Consider the following 14113-nt stretch of genomic DNA (forward strand, 5'->3'; position numbering starts at 1 on the left):
TGTAACAACAACTATTGGTTTGTTAAACCTTATTATCTTTTGTATCGTGCATAAAATGCTTAGTTATCCTTCTAAGTTATCCTTGAATATACTCAACGTACACACAAATATTCGAAAAATGTTAAAGTTCAAACATTTAGTATGGTTTTAATGTAAAGTATTAAAATCATACTAATATTTCGTTAGAAATGAGTAAATTGTATCAAATTTACAGCATTATGATAAGGTATAAACATTTTTTATAATAAAAAATGTTATAATTAGAACAAAAATCTTGCATTAATAGTGCACATATGCTATAATCAAAACTAAATAATACTAGAATAGTGAGAAACAAAACTTAATAAGCAATGTTTCGGTGACATTTTTATAAAAAGATTTAATCGTTGTATGTATGATAAGATGTTGATAATTATAATACAGCAGACAAGTAAATTATTTGAGATAAAAATGTCATCATTCTAAAAGGATGTGACTTTATTAATCATGTCCTTTTTTTCTTGAAAAGTTATTTCTTTTAAATCTGATTACATATCAATGTTATATTAGTGCAGTTTATTTTACGTAATAGTTGAGAAATGACTGTAATAATTCCTAGAAATTATAGTCTGTGAATGCAGATTATAAATATAATTTATTAATTTACATGGGGTGTCTATATGGCATTACTACATAAGAAGGAGGAAGTTCGTGAAGTAATAGGAGGCTCACTACGAGAAGTCTTTGAGATGGAAAATCTTTTTCGAAAGACTGGGAAGTGATAGTTATAAATTTTCTTACGTATTGTGAATTAAGTTGTATTGGGGCTAATGTAATATTAACGAAAGCGGAGAGAAATTTTGACTATTGCGGTAAGAAAACCCGGCAATGGGTTTGTATCTATCAAATGATGAAATAAATAAGGAGGAAAGATTATGAAGAGAATTGCAAAACGATGTCTAGCGATGTTGTTGAGTGTCATGATGGTACTTAACGTGAACCCTGTCATCGGTCATGCAGCTGGGACGTCCGGTACTTATGTAAAAGTTGAGAGTATGGCAGAGTTTACCTCGGGTAAGTATGTATTGGTTGTAAATAGTGGCTATGGGCTGCCTATGCGTAGTGGTACATGGCTTGGTGATGGTAGTGAAGCACCAATAACTATTGTGGATGGTAATAGGGTGGTGAATCCAGACAATAAATTTGTATGGACTCTTGATGTTGAAGGGCAACAAGTGAAGATGGTGGATTCTAATGGGAAGTCGATTAAGCCATCAAGTTCTTCAAACAATATGGAAGAGGGAGATTATACTTGGATATTTGAAGAGTCTGACGGAATATTTACAATAAAAACCACTAATAATGATAAAATTCTTGTAAGTGATACAAATAATGGAAATAAGTTTCGGGCATATGTAAAAAGTACTGCGGAGAAGGCACAGTATAGGTCTGCTTTTACATTATACAAATATGATGACAGTATACCATCAGGACCGGCACAAGCAGCAAAACCGCAGGCAAGTAGGCCTTCCGGTTCAACCGTTGTTTCCGGAAGTGCTATTACACTTTCCTGTACAACACCGGGCGCGACTATTGAGTACCGTGTCACCAGTGTTTCACCGTCAGCAATTATGTATTATTCAGATCCTATTATAATTAGCAGTAATACAACAATCGAGGCAAAAGCATCAGCGCCTGGTTATTTAGACAGTGATATAGCAGAATTCAATTACATACTTGCAAAAGAACCAGATGTGAATCCGGATCTATTCGATCCCATTACAGAAATCCCGGCGGATGCAATATCGGTATTTGATGCCTGTCAGTTAGAGGCCGGAAAGAAGGTTACCGTGGTTGGTCAGCTTGTATATCGATATGGTAACAATGACACGATGAATTCTGCTATTTTGCAGGATGTGATTAATGGACAAATTTATGCACTGCAGATATTTGATAGCCTATCCGGATTTGAAATTGGTGACGTTTTAAAACTAACCGGCACAACAGATATATATGGTGACGTCCCTCAGTTAAAATCTCTTTCGAAAAAGGATATATTAGTATCAGCAGCAGATACACAGCTGATTCCTGCACAGGAATTCACTTCATTTAATGAATTAAAAGCTGTTAAGGATTCTTTACTATCAGAATGGGTAGTAATTAAGGATGTAACACTAGGCAATTATAACAAGGATGGAAGCACAAAAGTTACAGATAGTTATGAAGACAGCATGGATATATATCGAGCAGCACCCTATCCATACGGTGTAACTGCTGGCGAAAAGGTAGATTTATATGCCTGTGTATCCAAATATGGTAAAACCGACCAGCTTCGCGTAGGTTCTTCTTCTGATTATTTAATAACAAATGATGTAAGAGAACCTGCCATTACATTCCCTGCTTTTGATAATGCTGAATTAGGAAAAGATTATAAGGTATCTGTAACAATTGAGGATAACGTAGCAGTTGCTAAAGCAGATTTAACCTATACAGTGAATTCAGTACCTACAACGGTGCCTTTGGTACAGAATGCCTCCGATAAATCCCAATGGGAAGTAACTATTCCTGGAAGCATATTTACTTCAGGGGTATCTAAATTCACAATTAAGGTAACTGCTTGGGATAATGCAGGTAATGTAGCAACAAGTGATGTAAAAGAAATTACTGTTATTGATGAACCCCAGGTTACAAAAGTTACACCTGCCCGCAATGAAAAAACAGGCGAAGATAAGAGACCACTTATCAGCATAACAGCAACTAACATTGGAGAAAAACCTACTGCAAAATTAACCTTAAAGGCAGGAGAAAAGGTTGAATTAAACGCTGTTGCCATGACTTATACTGATGGAACCTTTTCTTATAAACCCACCAAGGATCTGGCAGATGGACGTTACACTGCTTCTGTAGTGATTACTCGTGCGGATGGTAAATTCACAACCTATGAATGGCCATTTACCGTAGGTACACCGGAATATAACTTATACTTTGGACAATTACATAGTCACACTACTTATTCCGACGGTTCTGGTTCTTTAGATGATGCACTTGATTATATTAATAAAATAAGCAAGGGCGATAATGTTGATTTCGCTGCATTTACGGATCATTCCAATTATTTTGATACCAAGGAAGCGGTTAACCCGGAGGCTTCTCTTCATGATAAGACTTTAATGACAGCAGGAAGTCAAAAATTATGGAATGAATATAAAGGGAAAATTGCTGAATTTAATGCTTCTTCAACAAATAGAGGAGTAATTGCTCTCGGTGGTTTTGAAATGACTTGGTCAAGCGGACCGGGACATATTAACACCTGGAATACAGAAGGTATTGTCAGCCGTAATAACGAAACTTTAAATAATAAAGCAAATGATGCCGGAATGAAAGCGTATTATGCTTTATTAAGCAAGGAAGAGGGTGCTAAATCCGTTAGCCAGTTTAATCATCCTGGTAAAACATTTGGTACATTCAGTGATTTTGCTTACTGGGATCCTATCATTGATTCCCGCATTACTTTGGTTGAAGTTGGTAATGGAGAAGGTGCGATTGGTGCCGGTGGTTATTTCCCATCTTATCAATACTACACCATGGCCTTGGATAAGGGATGGCATGTAGCACCTACCAATAACCAGGATAACCATAAGGGTAAATGGGGAAATGCAAATGATGCTCGTGATGTTATTATTACTGAAAATTTCACAGAACAAGGTATTTATGATGCATTAAAGGATCGTAAAGTATATGCAACAGAAGATAAGAATTTGGAGATTGCCTATACTGTAAATGATCAATTAATGGGAAGTATCATTGATGAAGTGCCTGAAAGTCTGGATTTAAAGGTAACATTAAGTGATGCAGATGATATAATTCAAAAAGCAGAAGTAATTGTAAACAGTGGACGTGTTATTCATACATGGGATGTAAACGCTCAGAGCAAGGAACTTAGCGTTACCCTTAAACCGGACTATAGTTATTATTATATCAGGGTTACAGAGAAGGATGGAGATCTTGCGGTAACGGCTCCGGTTTGGGTTGGAAAAACAAAAGTTCTTGGAATTTCAAATGTAGAAAGCAGCACTGCTACACCGGTTACTGGAGAAGAACTGACGGTTAAAACAATTCTGTTTAATAATGAGTCGGAAAGTGCATCCATTAAATCCTTGACTTATAAGTTGGATGGAGCTGTTATTGAGAAAAAAGCAGATGCTGGCATCGTTGCAAAAGGAACTAATACAGAAGTTGATTTTGAATTTACACCTGAAAAAGCCAAAATACAAACCATTACCGTTGAAGTAGTCTTAGAAACAGGTGGCCTTGAGTACGAATTTACAAAAGATCTTACTTTAGATGTAAGAGATGCAAATAAGTTGGTATACATAGGAATTGATGGTAGTCACTTTAATGAATATGTAGCTGGAAATTATAAGGATTCGGTGACTAACTTTAGTAATCTTGCGGCAGAAAGCAATGTAAGATGTGTCATTTTGAAAACCAGTGAGGATTTAATAGCGGCAGCTCATAATACAGATGGTAAGTATAAGATGATCATATTGACAGCTCCAAGTCGTCGTGATGGCACTAAGTTAAGAGAAGGTTATGCAAATTATTCAGACGAAGAGATTACAGCTATTAAGGAATTTTCTGAAGCAGGTGGAAGTTTAGTATTCTGCGGCTGGTCAGACTTATACGAGAATTACAAGCCTTATCCGAAAGATGGAGAACATATGGCGGCACAACAGAATAAGATTCTGGAAGCCCTTGGTGCGTCTTTACGTATCAGTGATGACGGTACTTATGATGATGTGTTAAATGGAGGTGGAAGTGAGTCAAATAAAGCAAGACTTTATTTTTCTACTTACAACTGGAATGATCCATTTACAAAGGGTATCATTTATGATGAAGAACATCCAAACGATAACATCTATTCACAACTTTACAGCCAGTATGGTGGCAGTACAATCTATGCAGTAGATAAAGATGGAAATCCTACGTCTACATTAGAGGACAATGTATCTCCTATTGTGTACGGACATAAATCTACTTACTCAAAGGACTGCGATAATGACGGCCGTGGAGGAGAAGCTACGCCAAAATATGAATATACCCCAGGTGATAATCGTCTGATGGTACTTGCCAATGAAACTCTTAACCATGCCAGTGGAAACCAGTCTCTGTTAATTGTAGCTGGTGCAGCATTTTTAAGTAATTTTGAAATTCAGGCGACATTAGATAACAATGCAGAAAAAAATTATTCAAACTATACAATATTAGAAAACATAATACAGTATGTAAATCCGACACAGATTTCTAAGATCGAAGATGTACAAAAAGAAGCAGAAGAAGGCGTTAAATTTACAGTAGAAGGTATCGTAACTTCCAATGCTTCCGGATATGATAAAGCTACAGCATTTTTCGACTGCATCTATTTACAGGATGAAACAGCCGGTAGCAGGAGACTTTAGGGTTGGTCAAAAGGTTCGTATTACGGGCGCAACTTCTTCTTATCAGGGCGAGAGGCAATTAAATGTTATGAATATCACCCTGGTGGATGATGCTATTACAGAAGTAGAACCAAAAGAAGTAACTGCCAAGGAGATTAATGACAGAACATATCTTGGAAGCCTTGTAAAGATTTCAGGAAAGATAACAAAGGTTGAACTTGCAAATGGAGCGGTACAGACGATTCTTGTTCAGGATAAGGTAGGAAACATTGCCCGGATATTTATTGACGGTTATATTACAACTGACAAGCAAATTAAAGATTTGGCAGTTGGAAACCTGATTACTGCAGTTGGTTTGTCCTCTTATGATGATACCTTTGATGGTCTTGCAGCACGCATCCGTATTAGAGACCGTGGAGATATTGTATGTAAACATAATAATACACCAACGCCGAATCCATCACCGAATCCAACACCAAATCCGACACCAACACCGACGCCAACACCAACACCGACACCGGATGGTAAAGCTGTAATAACTGTCGATAAAGGAACAGGTTCAATTGTAGGTGGAAAGGCAGTTGTAAAAGTAAAAATCAGTGAAAAGGTCCTTAAAGACAGCGTAAAAGATGGTAATAAGAACATTACTATTACATTAGGTAAAGAAATATTAAAGGATATCGTAAAGGATAGTAAGGTTAAAAAGGGTATTGTAATTGATCTTTTCATTCCGGTTGTTAAAGATGCAACTATTGAGAATGTTATATTGAGTAAAGATGCGTTATTATTAGCACAGAAATCAGGACAAAAGCTTACTATCAATGTGGCAGATGGTAAGGGTTATACAATTGATATTTCTGCTTCTGAATTGAAGAAAGTCAAAGCTGATTCAAAAGATATGAATATAGCGGTTGCTTTGAAGAAAGATACGAAAGTAGCTGCAAAATCAGTCGGAATTCTTTCAGCAGGAACGGAAGGTAAGCTGGCAGCAGGTATGGTAGTAACTGTGCCTGTAAAAGACACGCTTTCCTTAGCAGCAGGTAAGAAGGTTTATATTTACCATAAGAATGCTAAAACAGGTGCGTTAGAAGAAGTACCAAATAATCCGAAGGCTGTTGCAGCAGATGGTACTATAAAACTTTCTACTTTAAGTGGAGGAGATTTTGTTATTTGCACAGAACAGGCAAAGGATGCAGTTAAATTGGTAGATAGAGTAAAAGTATCTGTTAACGCTTCTGTTGCAAAAGGCAAAAAACTTACCGTGAAAGTAACGCTACCTCAGGAATTAGCAAAGGTTGCTGCATTTAAAAAAGGCGATCCTGTTGGGCAGGAAGAAGTAAAGGTAACCTATAAGGTAAGTGATAAAACTATTGCAACTGTATCCAGTAATGGAACAATTACTGCTAAGAAGAAAGGAACCATTAAGTTAACGGTTGTAGTCACTTTAGAGAATGGACAAAAGAAAAACTTTAGCAAAACCATAAGCGTAAAATAGTATATTGCTATCAGATAAAAGGCTAATTTATGAAGGGCTGCCACACTAATTTAGTGTGGCATTCCTTTGCTGGGTATTTGCTTTAGTAATTAGAGAGGAATACTTTATGAAAAAGAATCTTAAGGTGAAAATTTTAACTGCAGTATTAATGCTGCTGGTATTTATAGGTGCAGCTGTAATATTAAACCGCCCGGATCCGGACGATGTACTAACTTCTGCCCAGAAACGTGTATTTGCCTTTGCAAAGGTTACTGCTATATTAGGGGATAATGCGGCACCGGATACATGGACAGAAGGAAGACGTATCGGAGCGCAGGAATTGGAAGTCAAGATTCTTACAGGTGAACATAAAGGAACTGTGCTGGAAACGGTTAACTATTTAAATGCTTATTATAATGTGGACGCAAAAGTGGGTACCCGGGTTGTTGTCCGACTGGACTACAACGATATGGGAGAATTATATATTGTATCTATTCCCAATTATGATCGAAGCAGTATGTTGATTGTGGCTTTGGTTATCTTTGCTATGCTTATGATGTTAGTAGGTGGAAAACAGGGAGCAAGAGCATTGATTGGACTGTTATTTACTTTGTTGAATCTTTGGTATATATTAATTCCTCTGGTTTTAAAAGGAGTCTCTCCTATTTTGGCTACTATTCTGATTGCTGCATATACCAGTGCAGGTGCGTTACTTATGTTAACTGGATACACCAAAAAGACACTTTGTGCACTCTTAGGATGTGTTGGAGGAGTTGTAGCAGCCGGAATCTTTGCATGGATTATAACGATTCTAACACCCATGAATGGTTTTAATATGTCAGAGGCAGAGGAGTTGGTAATGCGGGCTTCAGACTCACCATTAAAAATCAATGGTTTACTGATTAGCGGTATTCTTCTTTCAGCGCTTGGAGCCTTAATGGATACTTCCATGTCTATAGTATCTGCACTACATGAGGTTTATGAGCAGAATCCTTCCATATCAAAAAAACAGATATTCCGTTCTGGAATGAATATCGGACGGGATGCTATGGGAACCATGGCAAATACATTAATACTTGCGTTTGTTGGATCAGCGTTTAATATGTTGATTTTATTTCAGGTATATGAGTATCCTCTAATTCAGATATTAAATAGTGATATGATGGCAATTGAAATTATGCAGGGAATTGCAGGATCAGTAGGTATTATTGCAACCACACCACTAGTTTCAGCTTTATGTGCTGCAATATTTCAATTTAAGGAAAATAAAGTACTGTCCGGTAACTTGAAACGAAGGAAAATGATATAAACTGTACAGTGCTGTTAAGATGGTTCTGTAGTAAAAAGATAATATTTTTTTAATTAAAAGAGTTCTTCACTTTAGTATTTTGTAAGTGAAGGACTCTTTATTGATGCATCTATTTTCTTTGATTTTGGGTTGGCAATATAATCTTATCAGCATACATATATTTGATAGTTTGATTTATTCTTATTAATTTCTTTTCAATTTATAAACCTTCTTGATTTTCATCATAAAATAAATCTAGACACTATTTATATTCTTCAATATAGCATTTACTATAGTTAATTCAGTAAATGCTATTGCTTTAAATAAAATAATTACGAAAGCAGCATGTTACAGCATTGGACATTTTGTGACTATATGGGTATGAATCATGTTACTGAAATCGGGCATTTAGTTTTAGATGGCATGCAATCCACGCAACTAAACAATGATAAAAATGTTTAGTTGCATTTTTAATAATAATCTATTGTGATTCCGTAATATTACAATAATGAACAAATATAGAATGATATAACATGAAAAAATATTAAATATGTCTAAAAATATTGACACTGCTCCCTAAAAGTGATATGCTTTTATCAAAGTTAATAAACAAAATACCGCAACTGTTTACTAAACAAAAAGCAAGCATTGAACCTGATAGGAGGCATAACAATGAAGAAAATAATTAACCAACCTGAAAATTACGTAAATGAAATGTTAGAGGGCTTGTATATTGCTCATCCAGATTTAATCACTTATACCAATGATGACCTTCGTTGCTTGGTAACGGCTAATAAAAAAGAAGGCAAAGTAGGAATTGCAACAGGAGGAGGTTCAGGACATTTGCCTTTGTTCTTAGGTTACGTAGGAAAAGGAATGTTAGACGGTTGTTCGGTAGGAGACGTATTCCAGTCTCCAAGCGCAGAACAGATGTTAGCGGTAACGAAAGCCATTGATTCTGGTGTAGGTGTATTATACATATATGGTAATTATAATGGAGATATTTTTAACTTTGATATGGCTGCGGAGATGGCAGACTTTGAAGAAGATATTCGGGTAGAGAGTGTTGTAGCTGGAGAAGATGTTGCATCAGCAGGACCGTCCAAAGAAGGTGAAAAGAATACCAGGAGAGGTGTTGCAGGAATCTTCTTCGTATATAAATGTGCAGGCGGAGCGGCAGATGCTATGCTTAACCTGGAGGAAGTAAAACGTGTGGCTGAAAAAGCTGCAGGTAATGTAAGAACTATGGGAGTTGCTTTAACACCATGTATTGTCCCTCGTGTAGGAAAGCCCGGATTTACCATTGGAGAGGATGAAATGGAAATCGGAATGGGTATTCACGGTGAAACAGGAATACGACACGGGAAATTAGAGCCTGCTGATCAGATAGTAGATGAAATGTTAGAAAAAATTATAAATGATATTCCTTATGTCAGTGGGGATGAAGTTGCAGTCCTTGTAAATGGACTTGGTGCTACACCTTTAGATGAACAGTATATCGTAACAAGGAGGATTAACCAGTATTTAGGGGACAAAGGAATAAAAGTTTATAGATATTATGTTGGAGAATATGCTACTTCCCTTGAGATGGCAGGTTTTTCAATCTCCTTATTAAAACTGGATGATGAACTGAAAGGTTATCTGGATGCTCCGGCACAGACACCATTTTTTGTACAATTATAGAGAGAGTATGAATTATTGAAATACATTTCACACCCAGATTTGCAGTATGCCACAGCTGTAAGTAGATGCGGCGTGCAATGAGGGCTAGTGCAAATATTATGCTATCGCCCCAATTGGGATGGTGGCAGAATGGAGACCAACTATGAACAGAATATATATAGTCAGACTGTTAAAAGCAATTCAGGATATTATGGTAGAAAACAAAGATTATCTCATTGATCTTGACAGTGTAGTGGGTGACGGTGATTTAGGACTTACCATGAGTGATGGATTTGTTGCAGCTTATAAAGCTGTAGCAGATAGTGAAGAAATGGATATTGGAAAACTTCTGTACAATGCAGGTAAGACTATGTCTACTGCAGTTCCCTCCACAATGGGTACACTTATGGCTTCCGGTTTGATGCAGGCAGGAAAAGTATTAAAAGGTAGGACGGAATTAACAGATATGGATATAGCGGATATATTTAAAGCTTATTTAGAAGGTGTGGCGAATCGTGGAAAAGCTAAAGTGGGTGAAAAAACATTTTTGGATGGTTTTGATCCGGCAGTAACGGCACTAAAAGAGGCTTTGAACAAGGGGGACACACTCTCTGTTGCGGCAACGAAAGCCAGAGAAGCGGCAGAGACAGGATTTAAGAATACGACTAATATGATGGCTATCCACGGAAGAGCCGCTACCAGAGGAGAAGCATCAAGAACATTAGAAGATCCTGGAGCTGCTGTAGCGATGCTTATCATGAAAGCATTTGAAAATTCTACTGTAGAATAAATATGTAAATTGCTTATACAGCTATTTTAAATAACATCTAGTATATATACCTTAAAATTGACATTCTGACCGCAGGGAGAATCACAAATATTTTTCCTGCGGTCAAATGACGTTATAGTCTTTCTGGTTAGTTTCATCCATTGCTTATGTCGTTTTACAATTCAGTACCATCATGGGATATTTTTACTAATGAATTTTACAATATTATTACCAATAAATTCTTCTTATTATTGAATAATGTGGATAATTTTGATATAATTAATGAATTAATTATTGTTCATTAAAATTAAATTGGCAAAGGAGAAAGCACCAAACATGTGGAAGAAAATATTAAAGTATTTATTACTGGTTATGGTAGTATGTGTTCTAAACCAATGGAATGTACCTTATATTAAAGCTGCTAATAATGATTTTGAAATCGAAGACACGACCTTAGTAAGGTATACCGGTTCGGGGAAAAAAGTAGTAATTCCAGAGGGAATAACTCGAATTGACGATGATGCTTTTTATGGTAATGAAAAGATTACAAGTATTGAGATACCAGAAGGTGTGACCGAAATAGGTGACGGTGCTTTTATGAACTGCATAAATTTGCAGACCATTACTTTGCCCAAGGGATTGATATCCATAGGAGAGTATGCGTTCTTTGGTTGCCAAAAATTAAAAGAAGTTGAACTCCCTCATGGACTAACAGAGCTTCCCACTCAACTTTTTGATTGGTGTACAAGCTTAACCAGTGTTATCATTCCAGATAGTGTTACAACCATAGGTGCCGGTGCTTTCTACCGTTGCTCTAAGCTTCAATCTATTCATTTACCGGAAAAGGTAACGGAAATTCGGATCGCAGCATTTGAATATTCTGGTTTAAAATCAATCACGCTTCCAAAAGGAATTACCCAGATTGCAGAAGAAGCATTTAGTATGACTTCTTTAGAGCGTATTGTGATACCAGAGGGGGTCACAGAAATAGGGCCCAATGCTTTTGCTTTTTGCAATAATCTGAAATCTGTTTCTTTTCCAGATAGCCTTATTACAATAGGGAATAGCGCATTTAAGAATTGTCAAAAGCTAACAGGAATAAAACTTCCTAAAAACTTAGAAAGAATTGAGGATGACGCATTTTTATTAAGCTGGAAAATAGATAAAATTACAATACCAGATACAGTAACTAAGATAGGAGCCGGTGCATTTAATTGCTGTAATTTGAAATCAATTGTAATACCTAAGAGTGTAAAAGTAATTGAATATGGTGCTTTCTCGAGTAATCCGCTTACTTCGGTAACAATACCTGAGGGTGTTGAAACAATTGAAGCCCATGCTTTTTATAACTGCGATGAGTTAAAAACCATAACAATACCGAAAAGCGTAACCTCCATCGGAAAAGCGGCTTTTGTTTGCAAGAATTTAAATAAAATAATAATTAAAAATCCTTGGTGTAAATTGTTTGTATATAAATATGACAATATTTTCAGTGAAGCAACAATGGATACCGTACCTAAAAAGGTAAAAATATATGGATATAATGGTTCCACTGCTAATGACTTAAGTACACTGATGAAGATGCCTTTTGTAAAAATAGATAAATCCGAAATGGATTATCCGGAATTAAAAAATAAACCCGTTACAAAAATAAACGGATTAAAAAGTAGCTATACACTATCGAAAGGCAAAACTTTAAAGATATCCTTTACCGTTGAAAACCCAGGAGAATCGAAAGTTGTTGCTAAAGGAGGCACTTATAAACATTATATAGTCAAGGGAGGATTATACGAGCTGGTTGAAGTAGCTAAAATAGATCAAGTAAAATCGAATTATATAACAATTCGTGGAGTGGAAAAAGGAACAGCATCAATAACAATAAGAGTAGGTGCTGTTGAAAAGAATATAAAAGTTACAGTAAAATAAAAGCTTTAAATGTTAAAAATAATATGTTAAAAATAATATGTTAAAAATAATATGTTAAAAATAATATGCTAAAAATAATATGTTTAAAATAATAGATTCAAAATAATACGTTTAAAATAATAGTTTAAAATAATAGATTCAAAATAATACACTTTAAAATAATAAATTTAGCCTTTAGGATATACTGCAATTATTGATTAGCCTAATTATAATTGCAGCCTTATCCCAAAGGCTTTTTATATTTATATTTATATTTAATTTTTACAGTTCGCTATCCTTTATCTATATTAAAATCATGCTCATCCGTGCTGTGGCGAACAACTAAGGTAGCACCAATATGGCTTTTAATAGAATTGCCGGTTGGATCTTCAATGGAATTAAGTAAGTGTTTTAGTGCTGTACTGCCTATTAATTTCTTAGGCACATTCATGGTGGTTAAGGAAGGTGAATTAATGGCTGAGAAATGAATGTCATCAAAACCAATAATAGAAATATCCCTTGGTATTTTGTAATGATATTCTTTTAAGGCCTTTATTGCACCGATGGCTATTGTATCGTTATCAGCGAATGCACAGCTGGGAAGTTTTGCACCTTTTTCCAGATAGGCTTTCATGCTGTTATAAGCCCCTAATAAAGTTGGTGTCAATAAGAATTCATTGGTGGGATTAAAATTAAGATTTAATTTCTTGCATGATTCGTAAAATGATTCTGAGCGTTCTGCAAAGTTTTGAATACTCATGTTGCTGCGAAAATATGCAATATCTTTATGTCCAAGTGAAGCCAGATAGGATACCGCCTGATATACAATTTCCTTATTAGCCATGACAACACAGTTGCAATTAAAATTTGGCATTATATTATCTATTACGAGAAAAGGTATGGGAATCTTTTCCAATAGGGGGTATGTGCAGGATTCCAATTCTGTTCCTAATAAGATTAAGCCCTGATAATTACTATAATTAATATGGGAAAGGGTATTCTCCAAATTGTTTTCGGATATGATAATACTAAGGCTATATCCCTGACTTCGGCAGTCATTATCAATGGAATCCATAATAGATGAAATAAATCCTGTATTTTCTTCAACAATCATACCATTCTTAATATATTTTATAAAAAGTATATGTTTAGGAGTTCTATTTATCTTTTTTGGAAGGGTATAGTTATACTCTTCTAAAATGGATAAGATATGTTTACGTGTTTCCTCTCCTACACCTTTTTTATTATTTATTACAAGAGATACAGCAGCTGGTGATACACCAGCTATTTTAGCTATTTCCCGAATATTCATTGTAATTATTACACTCCTTTCATGTCCCTTTTGAGTCATATCCCCTTGAAATATGTTCCTTTTAAGACATATCCTTTTCGAAATATATCCTTTTTAAGACATACTTTTTTAAGACATATTCTTTTAAGACATATCCTTTTTGAGACATATCTTCTTTGAGACCTGCCCTCTTTGTGACCTACCCTCTTTCAAACCTATCTTCTTTAAAATCTAACTTCTTTGAAATCCACCTTTTTTGAGACCTACTCTCTTGTGACCTACCCTCTTTAGGACGTACCTTCTTTCA

Annotated in this window: 7 protein-coding genes; 6 read left to right on the forward strand and 1 reads right to left on the reverse strand. The window is 35.6% G+C overall.

The annotated features are described in order from the left end of the window. Positions 1-914: 914 nt before the first annotated feature. From RT261_RS00815 to RT261_RS00840, 6 genes are all read left to right on the forward strand, one after another. Positions 915-5438, forward strand: a complete 4524-nt coding sequence (locus RT261_RS00815) for a CehA/McbA family metallohydrolase (RefSeq protein ID WP_313128115.1) — start codon at positions 915-917, stop codon at positions 5436-5438. Continuing rightward, positions 5410-6912, forward strand: a complete 1503-nt coding sequence (locus RT261_RS00820; protein WP_313128117.1) for a hypothetical protein — start codon at positions 5410-5412, stop codon at positions 6910-6912. Before RT261_RS00815 ends, RT261_RS00820 begins: the two co-directional genes overlap by 29 nt. Positions 6913-7018: 106 nt before the next feature. Then, positions 7019-8200, forward strand: a complete 1182-nt coding sequence (locus RT261_RS00825) for a YibE/F family protein (protein WP_313128119.1) — start codon at positions 7019-7021, stop codon at positions 8198-8200. Between the two features lie 651 nt (positions 8201-8851). After that, positions 8852-9862, forward strand: coding sequence for a dihydroxyacetone kinase subunit DhaK (locus RT261_RS00830; protein WP_313128122.1), 1011 nt, complete (start codon positions 8852-8854; stop codon positions 9860-9862). A 142-nt stretch (positions 9863-10004) separates the two neighbouring features. Continuing rightward, positions 10005-10631 carry a dihydroxyacetone kinase subunit DhaL gene (gene dhaL / locus RT261_RS00835; RefSeq protein ID WP_313128125.1) on the forward strand — a complete coding sequence of 209 codons (627 nt, stop codon included), beginning with the start codon at positions 10005-10007 and terminating at the stop codon, positions 10629-10631. Positions 10632-10946: 315 nt separating this feature from the next. Continuing rightward, positions 10947-12536, forward strand: a complete 1590-nt coding sequence (locus RT261_RS00840) for a leucine-rich repeat domain-containing protein (RefSeq protein WP_313128127.1) — start codon at positions 10947-10949, stop codon at positions 12534-12536. 271 nt (positions 12537-12807) lie between these two features. Here RT261_RS00840 and RT261_RS00845 read toward each other — a convergent pair whose 3' ends face one another. Further along, positions 12808-13827 (reverse strand): LacI family DNA-binding transcriptional regulator, encoded by a 1020-nt coding sequence (locus tag RT261_RS00845; RefSeq protein ID WP_313128130.1) that lies wholly within the window; start codon positions 13825-13827, stop codon positions 12808-12810. Positions 13828-14113 lie beyond the last annotated feature (286 nt).

This window comes from Anaerocolumna sp. (genome assembly GCF_032079385.1).
Classification (GTDB): Bacteria; Bacillota; Clostridia; order Lachnospirales; family Lachnospiraceae; genus Anaerocolumna.